At 38.4% G+C, this 18,913-nt stretch carries 35 protein-coding genes; 2 read left to right on the top strand and 33 right to left on the bottom strand.

All coding sequences use genetic code 11. The annotated features are described in order from the left end of the window. Window positions 1-51 precede the first annotated feature (51 nt). Both rpmB and rpmG read left to right on the top strand, forming a co-directional pair. Complete coding sequence (gene rpmB, locus FIT70_RS01265) at window positions 52-288, top strand: 50S ribosomal protein L28 (protein ID WP_046487024.1); 237 nt, start codon at window positions 52-54, stop codon at window positions 286-288. Between the two features lie 9 nt (window positions 289-297). After that, a complete protein-coding gene (gene rpmG / locus FIT70_RS01260) occupies window positions 298-453 on the top strand; it encodes a 50S ribosomal protein L33 (protein ID WP_139866914.1) in 156 nt (51 codons plus the stop codon). Between the two features lie 70 nt (window positions 454-523). Here rpmG and rplQ read toward each other — a convergent pair whose 3' ends face one another. The 33 genes from rplQ to rpsL all read right to left on the bottom strand — a co-directional run bounded on the left by rplQ (window position 524) and on the right by rpsL (window position 18,844). Then, a complete protein-coding gene (gene rplQ / locus FIT70_RS01255; RefSeq protein ID WP_139870010.1) occupies window positions 524-931 on the bottom strand; it encodes a 50S ribosomal protein L17 in 408 nt (135 codons plus the stop codon). 32 nt (window positions 932-963) lie between these two features. Next, the gene (locus FIT70_RS01250; protein ID WP_139866910.1) at window positions 964-1,950 is read right to left on the bottom strand and encodes a DNA-directed RNA polymerase subunit alpha; all 987 of its coding nucleotides are present in this window, start codon (window positions 1,948-1,950) and stop codon (window positions 964-966) included. A gap of 30 nt (window positions 1,951-1,980) precedes the next feature. Then, window positions 1,981-2,610 carry a 30S ribosomal protein S4 gene (gene rpsD, locus FIT70_RS01245; protein ID WP_046487017.1) on the bottom strand — a complete coding sequence of 210 codons (630 nt, stop codon included), beginning with the start codon at window positions 2,608-2,610 and terminating at the stop codon, window positions 1,981-1,983. Window positions 2,611-2,652: 42 nt separating this feature from the next. Next, window positions 2,653-3,045: a 30S ribosomal protein S11 gene (gene rpsK / locus FIT70_RS01240; RefSeq protein WP_046487015.1), complete on the bottom strand. Its 393-nt coding sequence runs from the start codon at window positions 3,043-3,045 to the stop codon at window positions 2,653-2,655. Between the two features lie 21 nt (window positions 3,046-3,066). Next, window positions 3,067-3,429: a 30S ribosomal protein S13 gene (gene rpsM / locus FIT70_RS01235; protein ID WP_046487011.1), complete on the bottom strand. Its 363-nt coding sequence runs from the start codon at window positions 3,427-3,429 to the stop codon at window positions 3,067-3,069. A gap of 86 nt (window positions 3,430-3,515) precedes the next feature. Continuing rightward, a complete protein-coding gene (gene rpmJ / locus FIT70_RS01230) occupies window positions 3,516-3,629 on the bottom strand; it encodes a 50S ribosomal protein L36 (RefSeq protein ID WP_082092808.1) in 114 nt (37 codons plus the stop codon). Window positions 3,630-3,662: 33 nt separating this feature from the next. Further along, window positions 3,663-3,881 (bottom strand): translation initiation factor IF-1, encoded by a 219-nt coding sequence (gene infA, locus FIT70_RS01225; protein WP_139866908.1) that lies wholly within the window; start codon window positions 3,879-3,881, stop codon window positions 3,663-3,665. A 10-nt stretch (window positions 3,882-3,891) separates the two neighbouring features. Beyond that, complete coding sequence (secY, locus tag FIT70_RS01220) at window positions 3,892-5,214, bottom strand: preprotein translocase subunit SecY (protein WP_139874209.1); 1,323 nt, start codon at window positions 5,212-5,214, stop codon at window positions 3,892-3,894. 10 nt (window positions 5,215-5,224) lie between these two features. Continuing rightward, a complete protein-coding gene (rplO, locus tag FIT70_RS01215; RefSeq protein ID WP_139866904.1) occupies window positions 5,225-5,662 on the bottom strand; it encodes a 50S ribosomal protein L15 in 438 nt (145 codons plus the stop codon). A gap of 9 nt (window positions 5,663-5,671) precedes the next feature. Further along, a complete protein-coding gene (rpmD, locus tag FIT70_RS01210; RefSeq protein WP_139866902.1) occupies window positions 5,672-5,875 on the bottom strand; it encodes a 50S ribosomal protein L30 in 204 nt (67 codons plus the stop codon). Between the two features lie 4 nt (window positions 5,876-5,879). After that, window positions 5,880-6,392: a 30S ribosomal protein S5 gene (gene rpsE, locus FIT70_RS01205; RefSeq protein WP_139866900.1), complete on the bottom strand. Its 513-nt coding sequence runs from the start codon at window positions 6,390-6,392 to the stop codon at window positions 5,880-5,882. Window positions 6,393-6,417: 25 nt separating this feature from the next. Further along, window positions 6,418-6,771 (bottom strand): 50S ribosomal protein L18, encoded by a 354-nt coding sequence (gene rplR, locus FIT70_RS01200; protein WP_139866898.1) that lies wholly within the window; start codon window positions 6,769-6,771, stop codon window positions 6,418-6,420. A 10-nt stretch (window positions 6,772-6,781) separates the two neighbouring features. Next, window positions 6,782-7,315, bottom strand: a complete 534-nt coding sequence (rplF, locus tag FIT70_RS01195; RefSeq protein WP_139866896.1) for a 50S ribosomal protein L6 — start codon at window positions 7,313-7,315, stop codon at window positions 6,782-6,784. An 11-nt stretch (window positions 7,316-7,326) separates the two neighbouring features. Then, window positions 7,327-7,722 (bottom strand): 30S ribosomal protein S8, encoded by a 396-nt coding sequence (gene rpsH / locus FIT70_RS01190; protein ID WP_139866894.1) that lies wholly within the window; start codon window positions 7,720-7,722, stop codon window positions 7,327-7,329. A gap of 15 nt (window positions 7,723-7,737) precedes the next feature. Next, window positions 7,738-8,043: a 30S ribosomal protein S14 gene (gene rpsN, locus FIT70_RS01185; RefSeq protein WP_139874206.1), complete on the bottom strand. Its 306-nt coding sequence runs from the start codon at window positions 8,041-8,043 to the stop codon at window positions 7,738-7,740. Window positions 8,044-8,052: 9 nt separating this feature from the next. Further along, window positions 8,053-8,592, bottom strand: a complete 540-nt coding sequence (rplE, locus tag FIT70_RS01180) for a 50S ribosomal protein L5 (RefSeq protein ID WP_139866890.1) — start codon at window positions 8,590-8,592, stop codon at window positions 8,053-8,055. 8 nt (window positions 8,593-8,600) lie between these two features. Then, window positions 8,601-8,918, bottom strand: a complete 318-nt coding sequence (gene rplX, locus FIT70_RS01175; protein ID WP_139866888.1) for a 50S ribosomal protein L24 — start codon at window positions 8,916-8,918, stop codon at window positions 8,601-8,603. Window positions 8,919-8,928: 10 nt separating this feature from the next. Then, window positions 8,929-9,297: a 50S ribosomal protein L14 gene (gene rplN, locus FIT70_RS01170; protein ID WP_139866886.1), complete on the bottom strand. Its 369-nt coding sequence runs from the start codon at window positions 9,295-9,297 to the stop codon at window positions 8,929-8,931. A 162-nt stretch (window positions 9,298-9,459) separates the two neighbouring features. Beyond that, complete coding sequence (gene rpsQ, locus FIT70_RS01165) at window positions 9,460-9,726, bottom strand: 30S ribosomal protein S17 (RefSeq protein WP_139866884.1); 267 nt, start codon at window positions 9,724-9,726, stop codon at window positions 9,460-9,462. A gap of 2 nt (window positions 9,727-9,728) precedes the next feature. Beyond that, the gene (rpmC, locus tag FIT70_RS01160; RefSeq protein WP_046486982.1) at window positions 9,729-9,923 is read right to left on the bottom strand and encodes a 50S ribosomal protein L29; all 195 of its coding nucleotides are present in this window, start codon (window positions 9,921-9,923) and stop codon (window positions 9,729-9,731) included. A 1-nt stretch (window position 9,924) separates the two neighbouring features. Next, the gene (gene rplP / locus FIT70_RS01155; RefSeq protein WP_046486979.1) at window positions 9,925-10,341 is read right to left on the bottom strand and encodes a 50S ribosomal protein L16; all 417 of its coding nucleotides are present in this window, start codon (window positions 10,339-10,341) and stop codon (window positions 9,925-9,927) included. Then, a complete protein-coding gene (gene rpsC / locus FIT70_RS01150) occupies window positions 10,325-11,122 on the bottom strand; it encodes a 30S ribosomal protein S3 (RefSeq protein WP_139866882.1) in 798 nt (265 codons plus the stop codon). The genes rplP and rpsC overlap by 17 nt, the downstream gene beginning before the upstream one ends. 12 nt (window positions 11,123-11,134) lie before the next feature. Then, complete coding sequence (gene rplV, locus FIT70_RS01145; protein WP_139866880.1) at window positions 11,135-11,470, bottom strand: 50S ribosomal protein L22; 336 nt, start codon at window positions 11,468-11,470, stop codon at window positions 11,135-11,137. 1 nt (window position 11,471) lies between these two features. After that, on the bottom strand, window positions 11,472-11,747 hold the full coding sequence (rpsS, locus tag FIT70_RS01140; RefSeq protein WP_139866878.1) for a 30S ribosomal protein S19: 276 nt from the start codon (window positions 11,745-11,747) through the stop codon (window positions 11,472-11,474). Between the two features lie 5 nt (window positions 11,748-11,752). Continuing rightward, complete coding sequence (gene rplB, locus FIT70_RS01135; RefSeq protein ID WP_046486966.1) at window positions 11,753-12,586, bottom strand: 50S ribosomal protein L2; 834 nt, start codon at window positions 12,584-12,586, stop codon at window positions 11,753-11,755. A 9-nt stretch (window positions 12,587-12,595) separates the two neighbouring features. Continuing rightward, window positions 12,596-12,907, bottom strand: a complete 312-nt coding sequence (rplW, locus tag FIT70_RS01130) for a 50S ribosomal protein L23 (RefSeq protein ID WP_139866876.1) — start codon at window positions 12,905-12,907, stop codon at window positions 12,596-12,598. Then, window positions 12,904-13,530: a 50S ribosomal protein L4 gene (rplD, locus tag FIT70_RS01125; protein ID WP_139870006.1), complete on the bottom strand. Its 627-nt coding sequence runs from the start codon at window positions 13,528-13,530 to the stop codon at window positions 12,904-12,906. The genes rplW and rplD overlap by 4 nt, the downstream gene beginning before the upstream one ends. Further along, window positions 13,530-14,174, bottom strand: a complete 645-nt coding sequence (gene rplC, locus FIT70_RS01120) for a 50S ribosomal protein L3 (protein WP_139930357.1) — start codon at window positions 14,172-14,174, stop codon at window positions 13,530-13,532. The genes rplD and rplC overlap by 1 nt, the downstream gene beginning before the upstream one ends. 94 nt (window positions 14,175-14,268) lie before the next feature. Then, window positions 14,269-14,577, bottom strand: coding sequence for a 30S ribosomal protein S10 (gene rpsJ, locus FIT70_RS01115; RefSeq protein WP_046486954.1), 309 nt, complete (start codon window positions 14,575-14,577; stop codon window positions 14,269-14,271). Between the two features lie 52 nt (window positions 14,578-14,629). Further along, the gene (gene tuf, locus FIT70_RS01110) at window positions 14,630-15,820 is read right to left on the bottom strand and encodes an elongation factor Tu (protein WP_139866869.1); all 1,191 of its coding nucleotides are present in this window, start codon (window positions 15,818-15,820) and stop codon (window positions 14,630-14,632) included. A gap of 25 nt (window positions 15,821-15,845) precedes the next feature. After that, a complete protein-coding gene (gene fusA / locus FIT70_RS01105; protein ID WP_139874205.1) occupies window positions 15,846-17,936 on the bottom strand; it encodes an elongation factor G in 2,091 nt (696 codons plus the stop codon). Between the two features lie 28 nt (window positions 17,937-17,964). Then, window positions 17,965-18,435, bottom strand: a complete 471-nt coding sequence (gene rpsG / locus FIT70_RS01100) for a 30S ribosomal protein S7 (protein ID WP_139866865.1) — start codon at window positions 18,433-18,435, stop codon at window positions 17,965-17,967. Window positions 18,436-18,469: 34 nt separating this feature from the next. Beyond that, complete coding sequence (gene rpsL, locus FIT70_RS01095; RefSeq protein WP_139866861.1) at window positions 18,470-18,844, bottom strand: 30S ribosomal protein S12; 375 nt, start codon at window positions 18,842-18,844, stop codon at window positions 18,470-18,472. Window positions 18,845-18,913: the final 69 nt, after the last annotated feature.

Raw genomic sequence — 18,913 nt, 5'->3', positions numbered from 1 at the left:
TTTAATAGCACTCTTTTTCGAAATTATTGTAACAAATAAAGGATTTAAATTATGGCTCGCGTATGTCAATTAACCGGCAAAAAACCAATGTCTGGAAACAACGTATCTCACGCCAATAACAAGACCAAAAGACGCTTTTTACCTAATTTACAAAACCGTAAATTTTGGGTTGAGACCGAGAATCGTTGGGTTTCAATGAGAATTACTAATGCAGCGCTCAGAACAATTGACAAGCTAGGCATTGATGTTATTGTTAAAAAAATGCGTGCAGCTGGCCAGAAAATTTAAGGAATAAATATGCGTGAAAAAATCAAATTAGAGTCTAGTGCTGGTACTGGACATTTCTATACCACAACAAAAAACAAAAGAACCATGCCTGATAAAATGGAAATCAAAAAATTTGATCCCGTTGTTAGAAAGCATGTAGTTTATAAAGAAGCAAAAATTAAATAATTTTAAGCTTTAACAAAGACAATAAAAAAAGCCAGCATTAGCTGGCTTTTTTTATTTATCTAATAATACTTTATTCTGCTACTGCCTCTTCTTTGGGAGCAGGTGTTGCAACCTCAACAATGGGCCTATCTACAAGCTCAACAAAAGCCATAGGCGCATTATCCCCATCTCGGAAGCCACACTTCAATATTCTTAAATAGCCACCTTTTCTTGAGTTATAACGTGGGCCTAGCTCAGCAAATAACTTAGTCACAATGTCTCTATCTCTTAAACGGCTAAAGGCTAGACGTCTATTAGATAAGGTTGCATTTTTTGCTAATGTAATAAGAGGTTCAGCTACTTTTCTAAGCTCTTTAGCTTTTGGTAATGTAGTTTTAATAATCTCGTTTTTTAACAAAGAGGTAGCCATATTTCTCAACATTGCTTGTCGATGACTGCTCGTTCTATTTAATTTTCTATGACCATTTGCGTGACGCATACTCTTACCCTCAAATTTTTCTTATTTAATGATTACGCTTTTTCTAAACCTGCTGGAGGCCAATTCTCTAATTTCATTCCTAAAGTTAGACCTTTAGAAGCTAGAACATCTTTAATCTCGTTAAGTGATTTCCTTCCAAGATTTGGAGCCTTTAAAAGCTCATTTTCACTGCGTTGAATTAAATCGCCAATGTAATAAATATTTTCTGCTTTTAAACAGTTTGCTGATCTCACTGTGAGCTCTAAATCATCAACAGGTCTTAATAAGACTGGGTCAACTTGGGGCGCTTGCTTCACTTCAACTTCAGTTAAAGCACTTTCTAAGTTTGCAAATACAGAAAGCTGTCCCATTAAAATTCTCGCAGCATCTCTGATCGCTTGTTCAGCGTCAATAACGCCATTAGTTTCAACGTCCATGATTAATTTATCTAAGTCTGTTCTTTGTTCTACACGAGCGCTCTCAACAAAATAACTTACTTTATTGATCGGACTAAAAGAAGCGTCAACCATAATAAAACCTAGGGTTTTATCTTCTTGATTTGATTTTCTTCTCGCTGGAACTGGTTGATATCCTCTACCCATTTCAACTTTAACTTCTAAATTTAATTTTCCACCTTTTGTAAGGTGCGCAATTAAATGATTTGGATTGATAATTTCAGCATCGTGATTTGTTTCAAAATCAGCTGCTGTCACTGGACCTTCGGTAGTTTTGTTTAATGTGAGCGTTGTCTCAGATTTATTATGAAGTTTTAATGCAACACCTTTTAAATTCAAAAGAATATCAACCACGTCTTCTTGCACGCCATCTAAAGTTGAATACTCATGAACTACGCCATCAATCTTTACTTCAGTAATTGCAAAGCCAGGAATTGATGACAATAAAACGCGTCTCAATGCATTACCTAAAGTAAAGCCGAAGCCTCTTTCCATAGGCTCTAAAGTTACTCGAGCTCTTACTGGGTTTATAACTTCAACATTTACGATTCTTGGTTTTAAATATTCTGTAGGACTATTTTGCATTATGTATCCTTATCAATAATTCTTATTTAATTATTTCGAATAGAGCTCAACAACGAGTGATTCATTAATTGTTGCTGGTAAATCATCGCGTAGTGGTTTGTTTTTAAACGTACCCTTAAGACCTTTTACATCAACTTCAATCCACTCCGGAAAACCTCTTTGCTCTGCAGCTTCAATTGAACCTTTGATTCTTAATTGTTGCTTAGATGCTTCTGCAACTGAGAGAACATCACCTGGCTTAACTTGATAGGAAGGAATGTTTACTCTTCGGCCATTTACTAGAAGACTGTTATGTCTGACAATTTGTCTTGCTTCTGTTCGTGAAGCGCCAATACCCATTCGATATGCAACGTTATCTAATCTGCACTCTAAAAGTTGTAGAAGATTTTCACCAGTGATGCCTTTTTTTCTATCCGCTTCAGCGTAGTAACTTCTAAACTGTGCTTCTAATATTCCGTAAATTCTTCTGAGCTTTTGTTTCTCTCTTAATTGAACGCCGTAATCTGATAAGCGGCTCGCTCTTCTTTGTCCATGTTGGCCAGGAGGAAAATTACGCTTTTCAATAGCGCATTTGTCAGTAAAACATTTCTCGCCTTTGAGAAAAAGTTTTTCACCTTCTCTTCTACATTGACGACATTTAGGATCTAGATTTCTTGCCAAAATAACTCTCCTGTTTCAATGAGCAATTCAATGCTCAACTTATTAAATTCTTCTTTTCTTAGGTGGACGGCAACCATTGTGTGGCACTGGCGTTACATCTTGAATGCTCGTGATTTTAAATCCTGCAGCATTAAGTGCACGCACTGCAGATTCTCTTCCAGGGCCTGGTCCTTTAATTTTTACTTCAAGATTTTTTACACCACACTCTTGAGCCGCTTTACCTGCTGCCTCAGCTGCAACTTGCGCTGCAAAAGGTGTACTTTTTCTCGAGCCTTTAAATCCAGCGCCGCCAGATGTTGCCCAAGATAATGCATTACCTTGTCTGTCTGTAATTGTGATGATTGTGTTATTGAAAGATGCATGAATATGAGCAATACCTTCTGCTACATTTTTCTTAACTTTCTTTTTTACACGAACATTAGCTTTTGTTGCCATAAATAATCCTTAAACCTTCTTTTATTTAGCCTGTTTAATTGCTTTAACAGGGCCTTTTCTTGTTCTTGCATTCGTTTTAGTTCTTTGGCCTCTTACTGGAAGACCTCTTCTATGTCTTACACCTCGGTAACAGCTAAGATCCATCAAACGTTTAATGTTCATTGTGACTTCTCTTCGTAAGTCACCCTCAACCTTAATTTTTGCAACTTGATCACGAAGCTTTTCCACGTCAGCATCGTTCAAATCTTTTAATTTAGCAGTCGCAATGATTCCTGCCGCAATACAGATCTTCTTTGCGGTGTTTCTTCCAACGCCATAAATCGCTGTTAAAGCAATTTCTGCATGTTGATGATCGGGTACATTCACCCCAGCAATACGAGCCATAACTTACTCCAAAAAAAATGGCAAATTAAATAAAAAGCCTTATATTTTAACAGGTTGTTGAATTTTTAACAATTAACAACCCACCCTTATCCTTGTCGTTGCTTATGTCGAGGATCTGAGCAAATTACTCTCACAACACCTCTTCTTCTGACAACTTTACAGTTTCGGCATAATGTTTTTACGGATGCGCGAACTCTCATTTTTATACCTCTTAAATTTTAATTAAATATTACTTATTTAACCCTGAACGTAATTCTTGCTCTGGTTAAATCATAAGGCGTCATTTCAACTGTCACCTTATCTCCTGGAAGAATACGAATATAATTCATACGCATTTTTCCTGAAATATAACCCAATACAACATGGTCATTTTCCAACTTAACTCTAAAAGTTGCATTTGGAAGATTTTCTATAATCTCCCCCTGCATTTCAATTGTGTCTTCTTTTGCCATTAATTAAAGGCTATCTAAGCGCATTAGCGCCACCTTTAAAGTTAGCTTTCTTAAGTAATCCCTCATACTGATATGACATCAGATGAGACTGAACCTGGGTCATAAAATCCATCGTTACCACTACAATAATTAATAATGATGTACCTCCAAAATAAAAAGGAACATTAAACTTAAGTATTAAGAACTCTGGCAATAAACATACAAGCGTTATATACACAGCGCCCACTAAAGTTAATCTACCCATAATTTGGTCGATATATTTTGCAGTTTGTTCTCCCGGTCTAATGCCAGGAACAAACGCACCGCCTTTTTTCAAATTATCTGCTGTTTCCTTTGGATTAAAAACCAAAGCGGTATAAAAAAAGCAGAAAAACACTATCGCTAATGCGAATAGAAAAATATAAATCGGCTGTCCTGGTGAAATTGCAGCTCCAATATCCTTAAGCCACAACATATTTTCTCCAGATCCAAACCAACCAGCTAAAGTCGCTGGAAATAAAATAATGCTTGATGCAAAAATAGGTGGGATGACACCCGCCATATTTAGTTTTAAAGGCAAATGAGAGGTTTGGCCTCCATATAATTTATTACCAACTTGTCTTTTTGCATAATTAACAGTAATTTTTCGCTGCCCTCTTTCAACAAAAACGACCAGTGCTGTCACTAAAATAGTTGCTGCAAACAAGAAGAAAACTAATGGTATTGAAAATGCGCCCGTTCTAGCTAGCTCAAGTGTGCTTCCCAATGCACTTGGCAATCCAGCGACAATACCCGTGAAAATAATAATTGAGATACCGTTACCAATACCTCTTTCAGTAATTTGTTCACCCAACCACATAAGGAACATTGTTCCACTGACTAAAGTTACAACTGATGTCAGTCTAAAAGCTAATCCCGGATCAATTACTAATCCAGGTTGAGACTCCAGCGCAATTGAAATACCAAGCGCCTGAAATGCGGCCAAAATAACTGTACCGTATCTCGTATATTTTGTTATTGCTCTTCTGCCTGCTTCGCCTTCTTTTTTTAACTGTTCAAGCTGAGGCGATACCACAGTTAATAATTGCATAATGATCGATGCAGAAATGTAAGGCATGATCCCTAACGCAAATAAGGTAAATCTACTTAGCGCGCCTCCAGAGAACATATTAAACATTCCTAAGATGCCGCCGCTTTGTGAGTCAAATAATTTTTTAAGCTCAAGCGGATCAATTCCAGGTACTGGAATATGAGCGCCAAGTCTATAAACAATAATGGCGCCTAAAACAAACAATATGCGATTTTTTAATTCGCTTGTCTTACCTAAAGCACCTAATAGATTATCTTGAGCCAAAATTAAATTCTCAAACTTCTACTACTTTTCCGCCCGCCGCTTCAATCGCAGCTCGAGCGCCCTTAGTTAGCAATAAACCTTGGATTGTTAATTTTCTTTTCACTTCGCCAGACAAATATACTTTTGCTGTCTTAGCATTATCAGAAATTAATTTTGCCGCTTTTAATACGAGCAAATCAATATTGTCTGACTCAACTAAATTGAGCTCATTTGTTCTAACGCGAGCAGTTAATTTATGTGTTAATGATTTAAATCCGCGTTTTGGAAGACGTCTTTGAATCGGCATTTGACCGCCTTCAAAACCAACTTTATGGAATCCACCAGCTCTAGATTTTTGTCCTTTGTGTCCGCGTCCAGCCGTTTTTCCAAGACCGGAACCAATACCTCGGCCAACACGTCTTGCTACTTTTTTAGAACCAACTGCTGGTTTTAATGTATTTAGTTTCATAATTTCTCTTTATATCTTTTCGACTTTAAGTAAGTAATTCACTGCATTGATCATGCCTCGAATCGCAGGAGTGTCTTGCAACTCAACTGTATGATGTATTCTTCTAAGACCTAATCCTTTCACTGTTGCGCGATGAGGCTCAGTTCTGCCAATCAAACTTTTAATTAATGTAACTTTTAAACCCGCTGTAATTTCTTTTTTTGTTTTTGCCATTTAATTAGCCTCTAATTTCTTCTACTGATTTACCGCGTTTAGCAGCAATTTCAGCCGGTGTATTCATTGACTCAAGTCCATTCAATGTTGCTCTTACAACATTATAAGGATTTGTTGATCCAATACATTTTGCTAAAACATTAGTAATGCCCATTACCTCGAAAATTGCTCGCATAGCGCCACCAGCAATAATGCCGGTACCTTCGGAAGCAGGCTGAATGAATACTTTTGCAGCGCCGTGCTCACCCATTACTGCATGTTGCAAAGTACCATTGTTAAGTTTTACTTTGAGCATACCTCTTCTAGCTTCGTCCATTGCTTTTTGAACTGCCACAGGCACTTCTCTTGCTTTACCTTTTCCCATACCAACTGAACCGTCTCCATCACCAACAACAGTTAACGCAGCAAAGCTCATGATTCGACCACCCTTAACTACTTTAGTAACTCGGTTTACAGCAATCATTTTTTCTCTTAGACCGTCTGTTTGCGTTTGTTGATTTTCTAAATCTTTTGCCATGTTTTGACCTATTTAAATTATTGGGTTAGAAAGACAAGCCGTTTTCTCTAGCAGCATCTGCTAAAGCTTTAACTCTGCCGTGATAGCGATAACCTGACCTATCAAATGCTACATTTGTAATTCCTATTTTTTTTGCTTTTTCAGCAATGCGTTTGCCAATTTGAGCAGCTGCCTCAATATTGCCGCCATTCTTTAAAGTTTTTTTAATATCCGCTTCAAGTGAAGAAGCGCTTGCTAAAACTTTATTCTCACCAGCGCTTATGATTTGCGCATAAATGTTTGTGTTCGTTCTGTGAACGCTTAGTCTTGTCACTTGAAGTTCAGCGATTTTTGCTCTTGTCTTTTTAGCGCGACGTAAACGGGGGTTTGTATTATACATATCTCAACCTTTATTTTTTCTTAGTTTCTTTGATAATTACGTTCTCATCTGAATAACGAACGCCCTTACCTTTATATGGCTCTGGAGGTCGATACGCTCTAATTTGAGCAGCAACTTGACCTATTAATTGCTTATCAGAACCTTTTAAAATAATTTCAGTTTGACTTGGTGTTTCAACTTTAACGCCTTCAGGCATTTTATAATTCACAGGATGTGAAAAACCTAGGTCAAGATTAAGATTTGCACCTTGCGCTTGAGCTTTATACCCAACACCAATTAAAGTTAGTTTTCTTACAAATCCTTCAGAAACACCTTTCATCATGTTTGCAACAAGAGCTCGCATAGTGCCAGCCATTGCGTTTGCTTGCTGAGACTCATCAGCTGCTGCAAATGTAATTGCTTGGCCATCATTATTTAATTTAACGTTAGGTGTAATGAACTGATTTAATTTTCCCATCGGTCCACTAATCGAAATATTCAAATCATTAATTGAAACCTCTACTTTAGGAGGAATCGCTACGGGTGCGTTAGCTATACGTGACATATATTCTCTCCTTAAGCCACATAGCAAAGCACTTCGCCGCCAATACCCGCAGCTTTTGCTTTTCTATCTGTCATAACTCCCTTAGACGTCGATACGATTGCAACACCAAGACCATTCATAACTTCTGGAATGCTTTGGCTTGCTTTATAAACTCGTAAACCTGGCTTACTTACTCTTTCAATTTTTTCAATAACAGGTCTGCCGGCATAATATTTGAGTTCAATATTTAATACTGGCTTGCCTTGAACTTCGTGTTCAGCAAAATTCTCAATGTAGCCTTCATCTTTTAAAACATGTGCGATAGCTTTTTTTAATTTAGATGCAGGCATGGTGATAGATACTTTATTAGTACCTTGACCATTCCTAATTCTGGTTAGCATATCGGCAACTGGATCGCTCATACTCATATTATTTTTCTCCTATTACCAACTTGCTTTAATCACGCCAGGCACTTCGCCTCGCATCATTAAATCTCTTAATTTACTTCGACCAATCCCGAACTTACTGTAGACGCCTCTTGGACGTCCTGTTAGAGAACAACGATTTCTTAATCTAACTGGACTTGAATTGCGGGGTAAACTTTGTAGTTTCTGTCTCGCTTCTTGTTTTTGCTCTGAAGATGCGTTTATATCTGAAATAATTTGATTTAAAGAAGCACGTTTGGTCTTAAATTTTTCAACCATATTGCGTCGTTTTAACTCACGTTCTATCATGCACATTTTAGCCATAGTCTAAACCTAGTTTCTAAATGGAAAACTGAACGCAGATAACAATGCTTTTGCTTCTTCGTCAGTTTTAGCTGTCGTTGTAATTGTGATATTCATCCCTCTTAATGCATCGATTTTATCGTATTCAATTTCAGGAAAAATAATCTGCTCTTTAACACCCATGTTGTAATTCCCACGACCATCAAATGATCTAGCAGAAATACCTCTAAAGTCTCTAATTCGAGGAATAGCAACTGTAACAAGTCGATCTAAGAATTCATACATACGATCTCTACGGAGAGTTACTTTGCAACCTACTGGATAATCGTCACGAATCTTAAATGCTGCCACTGATTTTTTAGCTTTTGTGACAATAGCTTTTTGACCAGCAATTTTTTCCATATCGCCTACAGCATGTTCCATGATCTTTTTGTCAGCTACCGCTTCACCCACACCCATATTTAAAGTAATTTTTTCAATTCTAGGGACTTGCATTGGTGATGAGTAACCAAATTGTTCAGTCATTTTTTTAATAACTTCTGTTTTATAAAATTCTTTTAATCGAGCCATTTCTTTTCCTATGCGTCAACTGCTTCGTTGTTTGATTTGAAAACACGGATTTTTTTTCCATCATCTAATTTTTTAATTCCGACTCTGTCAGCTTTTTGAGTCAAGTTATTAAGTAAAGCAACATTAGAAATATTAAGTGGCATTTCTTTACCTACGATTCCACCTTGAATATTTTTTGCAGGATTCGGTTTGGTGTGTTTTTTTACCATATTCAAACCTTCAACCACAACATGTCCTGTTTTAAGAACGCTTAAAACAACACCTTGTTTACCTTTGTCTTTACCTGTATTTAAAATGACTTTGTCACCTTTACGAATTTTGTTCATCCGTATGCTCCTATAAAACTTCTGGTGCTAATGAAACGATCTTCATGAACCGTTCTGTTCTCAATTCGCGAGTTACAGGTCCAAAAATACGAGTTCCAATAGGTTCTAATTTAGCGTTTAAAAGAACGGCGGCATTTGCATCAAATTTAATTAAAGACCCGTCTGGTCTTCTAACGCCTTTTGCTGTTCTCACAACAACTGCGGTATAAACCTCTCCTTTTTTGACTCTGCCTCTAGGAGCTGCGTCTTTAATACTTACTTTGATGATGTCACCAATACTTGCATAACGTCGTTTTGAGCCGCCCAATACCTTAATGCACATTACTGAACGTGCGCCAGTATTGTCAGCAATTTCTAATCTTGACTGCATTTGAATCATGAATTTATCTCCAACTTAATCCGTTATTGCTAAGGCCAGCTTTTTAATTAGCCGATATACTACGGTCAGTATTGGGGGGTTAGCTTATAAACTTATAGTTTATGAACCCCAAAAAAGTCTCGCATTATATGCTATTTATTTCTTATTCTCAACTTCTTATAACTAAACTTGAACTGCTTTTGTAACTATTTTACTAACGACCCATGATTTAGTTTTTGAAATAGGGCGATTTTCTGTAATAACAACCAAATCACCTTCCTTACTTTCATTTTTTTCATCATGCGCGTGAAATTTATTTGACTTAACAATTACCTTGCCAATTAAAGGATGTTTTACTTTTCTTTCAACCAATACAGTCACTGTCTTGTCCATCTTGTCGCTGACAACTCTGCCCGTAAAGGTTCTAACAACTTTTTTTGTATCCGTCATATTTAAGCCTGTTTAACTTTCTCGCCAAGAACTGTTTTCACTCTTGCGATATCACGTTTAATTTTCGCAATTTGATCAACCTTGTTTAATTGTTGAGTTGCCAATTGCATTCTTAATGAGAACTGAGCTCTTCTTAACTCTAATAACTCGGTACCTAATTCTTCAGTTGTCTTTTTTCTTAAATCAGCTGTTTTCATATTAGCCTCCGATATGACGAGTAATAAAGGTTGTTTCAATTGGAAGCTTAGCTGCTGCTAATTTAAACGCTTCTCTCGCTAATGCTTCAGTCACTCCATCCATCTCATATAACATTTTGCCAGGCTGAATTTGAGCTACGTAGTACTCGGTACTGCCTTTACCGTTACCCATACGAACTTCAGCAGGTTTTTTTGAAATTGGTTGATCTGGGAATATACGAATCCATACTCGGCCACCACGCTTAATGTGACGCGTCATCACTCGACGTGCAGCTTCAATCTGACGCGCTGTTAGACGTCCTCGTCCAATAGCTTTCAAACCGAAATCACCGAAACTTACTTTGTTTCCTGTCGTTGCAATGCCTTTGTTTCGGCCTTTTTGCATCTTACGAAATTTTTGTCTAGCCGGTTGTAACATCTTTAGCCCTCGACTTTCTCACTTTTTTTTCTGGTTCTTGTGCTGTTGTTTCGTCTTTTTTTACTCTTGGTTTTCTAAGTTTTTTTTCTTCTGCAGCTTTTTCAATTGCTGGATTTGCAGCATCTAATGTCTGTGAAGTTTCTTTTGTATTGTCTACGAATAACTCACCTTTAAAGACCCATACTTTTATACCAATAATTCCATAAGTCGTCTTCGCTTCGGCTACACCGTAATCTATATCAGCTCTTAATGTATGAAGAGGCACTCTGCCTTCTCTATACCATTCTGTTCTTGCAATCTCAATACCATTTAATCGGCCAGCACTCATAATTTTGATACCTTGAGCCCCTAGCCTCATTGCGTTCTGCATTGCTCTTTTCATAGCACGTCTAAACATCACACGTTTTTCTAATTGCTGAGCAATACTTTGTGCAATTAACGTTGCATCGATTTCTGGTTTACGTACTTCCTCAATATTCAAATGAACCGGAACGCCCATAAGCGCTTGTAAACTTGATCTTAATGTTTCAATATCTTCACCTTTTTTCCCAATTACAATTCCAGGCCTTGCTGAGTAAATTGTAATCTTTGCATTTTTGGCTGGTCGCTCAATAACAATTTTACTTACCGCAGCATTTGCTAATTTTTTATTTAAAAATTCTCTGACCTTAATGTCATTGTTCAACATTGCAGGAAAATTTTTACTATTAGCATACCAACGTGATGTCCAGTTTTTCTGAACACTTAAGCGGAAACCAATTGGATGAATTTTTTGACCCATATTTTTTTCTCTTTAGTTGCCGACTGTCACTTTAATGTGACAAGTTGGTTTTGTTATTTTCCCTGCACGGCCTTTAGCGCGTGCACGGATACGTTTTAAAATAATGCCTTTATCTACATAAATTGTTTTAATAAACAATTCATCTATATCAGCCCCATTATTGTGTTCGGCATTTGCAATTGCGGACTCTACTACTCGCTTAATAATTTCTGCACCTTTTTTTGGGCTGAAATTAAGAATGTTAAGCGCGTAATCTACTTTTTTTCCCCTTACTAAATCAGCAACTAATCTTGCCTTCTGGGGTGATAAACGAACACCTTTTAGAACTGCTGAAACTTCGGTAGCCATTTTATACCTTAGCCTTTCTGTCAGCAGCGTGACCTTTAAAGGTTCTTGTTAGTGCAAATTCACCTAACTTATGTCCAATCATATTTTCTGTAATCATTACAGGTACATGTTGTTTTCCATTATGGATTGCAATGGTAAGACCAATGAAGCTAGGTAAGATCGTTGATCTTCTTGACCAGGTTTTAATTGGCTTACGATCGCGATTACCTGAGGCAACCTCAACTTTCTTTGCCAAATGTGCATCAATGAATGGTCCTTTTTTAACTGAACGTGCCATATTTATTACCTCTTATTCGCTGGACGACGACTGACGCGCATATTGTCAGTACGTTTATTTGTTCTTGTTCGATAGCCTTTAGTTGGAGTTCCCCAAGGGCTCACTGGATGCATACCAGCCGCAGTTTTTCCTTCACCACCACCATGTGGGTGATCAACAGGATTCATCACTACACCGCGCACTGTTGGTCTAACGCCTCTCCATCTCATAGCACCTGCTTTACCAATAGATCTTAGAGAATGTTCTTCGTTACCGACTTCACCTAAAGTTGCTTTGCAATCTACATGTACTTTTCTTACTTCGCCTGAACGAAGTCTTAATTGAGCATATGTACCTTCTCTTGCTAAAAGCTGCACAGAAGTTCCAGCAGAGCGAGCTATTTGCGCACCTTTGCCAGGCTGTAATTCGATACAGTGGATAGTGCTACCTACAGGAATGTTTCTTAATGGCATAGCATTACCATTTTTAACGGGGGCTTCAGAGCCACTTATTAACTCAGCACCTACAGCTACACCTTTAGGAGCAATAATGTATCTTCTTTCACCATCTGCATATAAAAGAAGTGCAATATTTGCAGTTCTATTTGGATCGTATTCAAGATGCTCTACTTTTGCAGGAATGCCATCTTTATTTCGTTTGAAATCAATCATTCGATAATTTTGTTTATGGCCGCCACCATGATGACGAATTGTAATAACACCACGGCTATTTCTTCCGGCATGCTTATTCTTTTTTTCAACTAAAGGTGCGAAGGGTTTGCCTTTGTGTAGGTCTGGATTAACAACCTTAACAACTGCGCGTCTTCCTGGGGAGGTTGGTTTTACTTTAACTAAAGCCATTTTTTATCCTTATTCACCGCTCGCAAAATTAATCTCTTGGCCTGGCTTAAGACTTACGTAAGCCTTCTTCCAATCATTTCTTTTACCAAATGAACGGCCTGCTCTTTTTACCTTGCCACCTACATTGAGTAATGTCACAGCCTTTACTTCAACTTTAAACATTAATTCAACAGCAGCTTTAATTTCTGATTTAGTCGCATCAGTTCTTACTTTGAATGCCACTTGATTATGTTTGTCAGCAATGAATGTTGCTTTCTCAGTAATTTGTGGCGCTAAAATAACTTGAATAATACGATCTTGTGTATGAACTATTTGACTCACGCTAGCATCTCCTCAAGTTTTTTAAGTGCACCAGCTGTGGCCACAACATTTGGAAACTGAACTAAACTTACTGGGTCAGCATATTGCGCTTCTACAACCATTACGTTAGTTAAATTTCTTGATGATAAATATAAATTTTCATCAAACGCATCTGTTAAAACTAAAACACCTTGCGTATATCCCATGTCTTTAATTTTATCGACAAGTTGTTTTGTCTTTGGCGTTTCAACTTTAAATTCCTCAACGATACTTAATCTCTCTTGTCTTACCAATTCAGACAAAATAGATCTCATACCAACGCGATATGCTTTACGATTCATTTTGTGAGAGAAATTTTCATCAGGTGAATTTGGGAATGTTCTGCCACCTCCACGCCATATAGGGCTTGAAGTCATACCAGAACGAGCATTGCCTGTACCTTTTTGTGCGTAAGGCTTGCGAGTACTGTGTTTTACAGTACCTCTTGTTTTTTGTGAGCGAGTTGCAACTCGTGCATTTGCCATGTATGCAACAACCAACTGATGAACAAGAGCCTCATTAAATTCTCGGCCAAATGTTGCATCAGAAACTGTGACGCTTTTCTTAGCGGACTTTCCGTTTTTATCAAGTAATTTTAATTCCATTATTTGCTCACTTTCACAGCTGCGCGAACTAAAACGTCGCCGCCTTTGGAGCCTGGAACCGCCCCTCTAATTAGGATTAGATTTTTTGTAGTATCAACACGAACAATTTCCAAGTTCTGTGTAGTGACTCTCACAGCACCTAAATGACCAGACATGCGCTTTCCTGGGAAAACTCGGCCTGGATCTTGAGCCATACCAATTGAGCCTGGAACGTTATGTGATCTTGAATTACCGTGTGATGCGCGATTTGAGCTGAAGTGATATCTTTTAATAACACCAGCATAACCTTTACCAATTGATGTACCTGTAACATCAACAAGTTGGCCTTCTTTGAAGTTTTCTACAGTGATATTCGTGCCTAATGGGAAATTCGCTACATCTTCTTCTTTGATTGCAGTTTCGTGTAATCCAGTACCTGCTGTTACACCTGCTTTAGCGTAATGTCCTGTAAGTGCTTTATCAAGCTTGGTAGCTTTTGTCGCACCATAGGCTAATTGAAGGCTAGTATAGCCGTCCGAAGCGATTGTTTTGATCTGTGTCACGCGGTTAGGTAAGACTTCAAGAACTGTTACAGGAATGCTAGTGCCATCCTCTGTAAATACCCTTGTCATACCCACTTTGCGACCAATAAGCGCTAAGCTCATGATCGTATCCTTAAATTATTATTATTAAACGAAACCGATTACAATTGACCGATTTCTACAAAGAGCGCGAAATTATACCTAACGCTTTAAAATTTTACAACTTAATTTCTACATCAACTCCAGCAGCCAAATCCAGTTTCATTAAAGCATCTACTGTTTTATCTGTAGGATCTATGATATCCATCAATCTCTGATGAGTTCTTATTTCAAATTGATCTCGCGACGTTTTATTGACGTGCGGCGATCTTAAAATATCAAATCTTTCGATTCGAGTAGGAAGCGGAACAGGTCCCTTAACAACAGCTCCTGTCCTTTTTGCTGTTTCAACGATCTCTTGGGCTGATTGATCGATTAAACGATAATCAAATGCCTTCAAACGTATACGAATTTTCTGACTTTGCATTTTTTACTACCTTTCCAAAGAGCGAATACCTTACGGTATTAATTTTAAAAAACTATTCAATCACCTTAGCAACAACACCAGCACCTACTGTGCGGCCACCTTCACGAATCGCAAAACGTAAACCTTCTTCCATCGCGATTGGTGCAATGAGTGTTACTGTGATTGACACGTTGTCACCTGGCATCACCATTTCTGTGCCTGCTGGTAAATCAACAGCGCCTGTTACGTCTGTTGTTCTGAAGTAGAACTGTGGGCGGTAACCATTGAAGAATGGTGTATGACGACCACCTTCATCTTTACCAAGCACATAGATCTCTGCAGCGAATTTTGTATGTGGTGTGATTGAACCTGCTTTAGCTAATACTTGACCACGTTCAACTTCTTCACGTTTTGTACCACGTAACAACACACCTACGTTGTCGCCTGCTTGACCTTGGTCAAGTAACTTACGGAACATTTCAACGCCTGTACATGTTGTTTTAAGTGTAGGTTTGATACCTACGATTTCAATTTCATCACCTACTTTAACAATACCGCGCTCAACACGACCCGTTACTACAGTACCGCGACCTGAGATTGAGAACACATCTTCAACTGGCATTAAGAATGCACCGTCGATTGCACGTTCTGGCATTGGTATATAAGAATCAAGTGCTTCAGCTAATTTAAATATTGATGGCTCACCAATTTCAGATTGGTCACCTTCGAGTGCTAATTTTGCAGAACCTATCACGATTGGTGTTTTGTCGCCTGGGAAGTCATATTTCGTTAAAAGGTCACGTACTTCCATTTCAACGAGCTCTAATAATTCTTTGTCATCCACCATGTCTGCTTTATTTAAGAAGACCACAATGTAAGGCACGCCTACTTGGCGAGCTAAAAGGATATGTTCACGTGTTTGAGGCATTGGGCCGTCAGCTGCTGAACATACAAGGATTGCGCCGTCCATCTGCGCTGCACCTGTAATCATATTTTTAACATAGTCAGCATGGCCTGGGCAGTCAACGTGCGCATAATGGCGATTCGCTGTTTCGTACTCTACGTGGGCTGTATTAATTGTAATGCCACGTGCTTTTTCTTCTGGCGCCGCATCAATTTGATCATAAGCCTTAGCTTCTCCGCCAAATTTCTTAGCAAGAATCGTTGTGATTGCCGCTGTAAGTGTTGTCTTACCATGGTCAACGTGACCAATTGTGCCAACGTTCACATGGGGTTTGGTACGTTCAAATTTGCCTTTTGCCATAATGTTATATCCTTAAATTTTTAACTTATTTTTTATTAACAACTGCTTCTGCTACGTTTCTTGGTGCTTCTGTGTAATGCTTAAATTCCATCGAATATGTTGCTCTACCTTGAGATAGGGAACGCATGGTTGTTGAATATCCAAACATCTCTGCTAATGGAACTTCGGCGCGAACAACTTTGCCAGATGCATTATCTTCCATACCTTGAATCATGCCACGTCTAGATGAAAGGTCGCCCATCAAATCACCAAAATAATCCTCAGGTGTTTCTACCTCAACTGCCATCATAGGCTCAAGAAGGATAGGGTCCGCTTTGCGCATTCCGTCTTTAAATGCCATCGAAGCTGCCATTTTAAATGCATTTTCATTTGAGTCAACATCATGGTATGAACCATCAAATAAAGTAACTTTGACATCTACAACTGGATAACCAGCAACTACACCTGCAGGAAGTGTTTCGCGTAATCCTTTTTCAACCGCAGGTATGAACTCACGGGGCACTGTTCCACCTTTAATTGCATCAATAAATTCAAAACCTTTACCCGGTTCATTTGGCTCCATTTTCAGCCATACATGACCATACTGACCCTTACCACCAGATTGTTTAACAAATTTACCTTCAATTTCAACTGATTTCTTGATGGCTTCTCTGTAAGCCACTTGCGGTGCGCCTACATTAGCTTCAACACCAAATTCTCTTCTCATTCGATCTACAAGAATTTCTAAATGAAGCTCGCCCATGCCGGAAATAATTGTTTGATTTGTTTCTTCATCTGTCTTCACTCTAAATGAAGGGTCTTCTTGAGCAAGTCTATTTAAAGCTATACCCATTTTCTCTTGATCGGCTTTTGTTTTAGGTTCAACTGCAACGTGAATAACAGGCTCAGGGAAAATCATTCTTTCAAGAACAACTTCATTATTAATATCACATAAAGTGTCGCCTGTTGTTGCTTCTTTAAGTCCGACGGCTGCCGCAATGTCGCCAGCACGAACTTCTTTCAATTCTTCACGCTGATTTGCGTGCATTTGAAGAATACGGCCAATACGTTCTTTACGGCCTTTAATTGGGTTATAAATGGTATCGCCTGAATTAATCACGCCAGAATAAACACGGAAGAAAATTAATTGGCCCACAAAAGGGTCAGTCATAATTTTAAATGCTAACGCTGCAAAAGGCTCTTCATCAGAAGCTTTACGAGTTGTAGGTTGACCTTTAGCATCTTCACAAGGTACTGGAGGTACATCCGTAGGTGCAGGCAGGTACTCAATCACTGCGTCCAACATAGCTTGCACACCCTTATTTTTAAAGGCTGATCCACATAACATAGGCACGATTTCAAAATTAATCGTTCTAATGCGCAATCCTTTTTTAATATCTTCTTCGCTTAAATCACCAGTTTCCAAATATTTATTCATTAATTCTTCATTGGCTTCTGCGGCGGCTTCGAGCATTTTTTCGCGCCATTCTTTACATGTATCAACTAAATCTGCAGGAATATCGCGATAATCAAATTTCATACCTTGAGATGATTCATCCCAATAAACAGCTTTCATTTTAATAAGATCTATCACGCCTTCAAATTTTTCTTCAGCGCCAATAGGGACCTGAAGTGCAATTGGATTTGCTTTTAAACGTAAGCGCATTTGATCGTAAACTTTAAAAAAGTTTGCGCCGGCTCTGTCCATTTTATTTACAAAAGCTAAACGTGGAACTTTATATTTGTTTGCTTGACGCCATACAGTTTCTGATTGAGGCTGAACACCACCTACTGCACAATAGACCATACAAGCACCATCAAGAACTCGCATTGATCGCTCCACTTCAATAGTGAAGTCTACGTGTCCTGGGGTATCAATAATATTAATTCGATGCTGGTCAAATTGACCTGCCATACCCTTCCAGAAGCAAGTTGTTGCTGCTGAAGTAATCGTGATGCCTCGCTCTTGCTCTTGCTCCATCCAGTCCATGGTTGCGGCACCATCGTGGACTTCACCAATCTTATGGTTCACCCCAGTGTAAAAAAGAATACGCTCAGTTGTTGTAGTTTTACCTGCATCAATATGAGCACTAATTCCTATATTTCTGTATCGATTAATGGGGGTTATGCGAGCCACTTTAGAATTACCTTTTAATTAATTAAGTTTAGAAACGGAAATGTGAGAACGCTTTATTAGCTTCTGCCATTCTGTGAACTTCTTCACGTTTTTTCATTGCGGCGCCTTTATTTTCAGAAGCTTCTACAATTTCTGCTGCTAAACGTAAATCCATTGATTTTTCACCTCTTTTACGTGCTGCATCTCTTAGCCATCTCATAGCTAAAGCCACACGTCTTGAAGGTCTTACTTCGACAGGTACTTGATAGTTAGCACCACCTACACGTCGACTTTTTACTTCAACAACTGGTCTTAAATTTGTTAATGCGAGAGAGAATACTTCAATAGGGTCTTTTCCGCTTTTCGTTTTAATTTGATCGAATGCGCCATAAATTAATCTTTCGGCAACGGATTTTTTTCCGCTCGTCATTAATACATTCACAAATTTAGAAACCTCTTGGCTTCCGAATTTTGGATCTTGAAGGATGATTCTTTTGGGAACTTCTCTACGTCTTGGCATAATATGTTTACCTTAATTTAGTATTCTAAAAAACTTATTCTTTAGGTCGCTTAGCGCCGTATTTAGATCGAGACTGTTTACGATCTTTAACACCGGCTGTATCCAGACTTCCTCGAACCATATGGTAACGAACGCCTGGTAAGTCTTTTACACGGCCGCCTCTTAATAAAACAACAGAGTGTTCTTGTAAATTATGGCCTTCTCCGCCGATATAACTAATCACTTCGTAACCATTCGTCAAACGAACTTTAGCCACTTTACGCAAAGCAGAGTTTGGTTTTTTTGGAGTTGTTGTGTAAACACGCGTACACACACCTCTTTTTTGAGGTGAAGCTTCAAGAGCTGGAACCTTGCTCTTACTTTCAACTTTTTTTCGTGGTTTACGAATTAACTGATTAATTGTTGGCATCGCCTAAATCCTTAAATTTCTAAATTACTATTGATGATGACTTTATTAGAGTCCCCGCTAAACGCGAAG

The organism is Candidatus Methylopumilus universalis (genome assembly GCF_006364435.1).
GTDB classification, from domain to species: domain Bacteria; phylum Pseudomonadota; class Gammaproteobacteria; order Burkholderiales; family Methylophilaceae; genus Methylopumilus; species Methylopumilus universalis.
Note: the sequence above shows the minus strand (reverse complement) of the source record. Positions and strands in the feature narration are given on the sequence as shown.

What these genes read in the sequence shown, in the direction of transcription:
- rplN (WP_139866886.1), bottom strand. Translation starts at nt 9,297, where the DNA reads ATGATTCAAATGCAGTCAAGATTAGAAATTGCTGACAATACTGGCGCA.
- rpsS (WP_139866878.1), bottom strand. Translation starts at nt 11,747, where the DNA reads ATGGCACGTTCAGTTAAAAAAGGACCATTCATTGATGCACATTTGGCA.
- infA (WP_139866908.1), bottom strand. Translation starts at nt 3,881, where the DNA reads ATGGCAAAAGAAGACACAATTGAAATGCAGGGGGAGATTATAGAAAAT.
- rplQ (WP_139870010.1), bottom strand. Translation starts at nt 931, where the DNA reads ATGCGTCACGCAAATGGTCATAGAAAATTAAATAGAACGAGCAGTCAT.
- rpsM (WP_046487011.1), bottom strand. Translation starts at nt 3,429, where the DNA reads ATGGCTCGTATTGCTGGGGTGAATGTACCCGATCATCAACATGCAGAA.
- rpmG (WP_139866914.1), top strand. Translation starts at nt 298, where the DNA reads ATGCGTGAAAAAATCAAATTAGAGTCTAGTGCTGGTACTGGACATTTC.
- rpsJ (WP_046486954.1), bottom strand. Translation starts at nt 14,577, where the DNA reads ATGCAAAGTCAGAAAATTCGTATACGTTTGAAGGCATTTGATTATCGT.
- rpsG (WP_139866865.1), bottom strand. Translation starts at nt 18,435, where the DNA reads ATGCCAAGACGTAGAGAAGTTCCCAAAAGAATCATCCTTCAAGATCCA.
- rplB (WP_046486966.1), bottom strand. Translation starts at nt 12,586, where the DNA reads ATGGCTTTAGTTAAAGTAAAACCAACCTCCCCAGGAAGACGCGCAGTT.
- rpsH (WP_139866894.1), bottom strand. Translation starts at nt 7,722, where the DNA reads ATGAGTATGAGCGATCCAGTTGCCGATATGCTAACCAGAATTAGGAAT.
- rplC (WP_139930357.1), bottom strand. Translation starts at nt 14,174, where the DNA reads ATGAGCTTAGCGCTTATTGGTCGCAAAGTGGGTATGACAAGGGTATTT.
- rplF (WP_139866896.1), bottom strand. Translation starts at nt 7,315, where the DNA reads ATGTCACGTATAGCTAACGCACCCGTAGCGATTCCTCCTAAAGTAGAG.
- rpsQ (WP_139866884.1), bottom strand. Translation starts at nt 9,726, where the DNA reads ATGACGGATACAAAAAAAGTTGTTAGAACCTTTACGGGCAGAGTTGTC.
- FIT70_RS01250 (WP_139866910.1), bottom strand. Translation starts at nt 1,950, where the DNA reads ATGCAAAATAGTCCTACAGAATATTTAAAACCAAGAATCGTAAATGTT.
- rplD (WP_139870006.1), bottom strand. Translation starts at nt 13,530, where the DNA reads ATGGAATTAAAATTACTTGATAAAAACGGAAAGTCCGCTAAGAAAAGC.
- rplR (WP_139866898.1), bottom strand. Translation starts at nt 6,771, where the DNA reads ATGTATAATACAAACCCCCGTTTACGTCGCGCTAAAAAGACAAGAGCA.
- rpmB (WP_046487024.1), top strand. Translation starts at nt 52, where the DNA reads ATGGCTCGCGTATGTCAATTAACCGGCAAAAAACCAATGTCTGGAAAC.
- rpsK (WP_046487015.1), bottom strand. Translation starts at nt 3,045, where the DNA reads ATGGCAACAAAAGCTAATGTTCGTGTAAAAAAGAAAGTTAAGAAAAAT.
- rplE (WP_139866890.1), bottom strand. Translation starts at nt 8,592, where the DNA reads ATGGCTCGATTAAAAGAATTTTATAAAACAGAAGTTATTAAAAAAATG.
- rpsC (WP_139866882.1), bottom strand. Translation starts at nt 11,122, where the DNA reads ATGGGTCAAAAAATTCATCCAATTGGTTTCCGCTTAAGTGTTCAGAAA.
- rplO (WP_139866904.1), bottom strand. Translation starts at nt 5,662, where the DNA reads ATGAAACTAAATACATTAAAACCAGCAGTTGGTTCTAAAAAAGTAGCA.
- rplP (WP_046486979.1), bottom strand. Translation starts at nt 10,341, where the DNA reads ATGTTACAACCGGCTAGACAAAAATTTCGTAAGATGCAAAAAGGCCGA.
- rplX (WP_139866888.1), bottom strand. Translation starts at nt 8,918, where the DNA reads ATGAACAAAATTCGTAAAGGTGACAAAGTCATTTTAAATACAGGTAAA.
- rpmC (WP_046486982.1), bottom strand. Translation starts at nt 9,923, where the DNA reads ATGAAAACAGCTGATTTAAGAAAAAAGACAACTGAAGAATTAGGTACC.
- rpsN (WP_139874206.1), bottom strand. Translation starts at nt 8,043, where the DNA reads ATGGCTAAAATGTGCATGATAGAACGTGAGTTAAAACGACGCAATATG.
- rpsL (WP_139866861.1), bottom strand. Translation starts at nt 18,844, where the DNA reads ATGCCAACAATTAATCAGTTAATTCGTAAACCACGAAAAAAAGTTGAA.
- rpmJ (WP_082092808.1), bottom strand. Translation starts at nt 3,629, where the DNA reads ATGAGAGTTCGCGCATCCGTAAAAACATTATGCCGAAACTGTAAAGTT.
- tuf (WP_139866869.1), bottom strand. Translation starts at nt 15,820, where the DNA reads ATGGCAAAAGGCAAATTTGAACGTACCAAACCCCATGTGAACGTTGGC.
- rpsE (WP_139866900.1), bottom strand. Translation starts at nt 6,392, where the DNA reads ATGGCAAAAGATTTAGAAAATCAACAAACGCAAACAGACGGTCTAAGA.
- rpmD (WP_139866902.1), bottom strand. Translation starts at nt 5,875, where the DNA reads ATGGCAAAAACAAAAAAAGAAATTACAGCGGGTTTAAAAGTTACATTA.
- rplV (WP_139866880.1), bottom strand. Translation starts at nt 11,470, where the DNA reads ATGGCTACCGAAGTTTCAGCAGTTCTAAAAGGTGTTCGTTTATCACCC.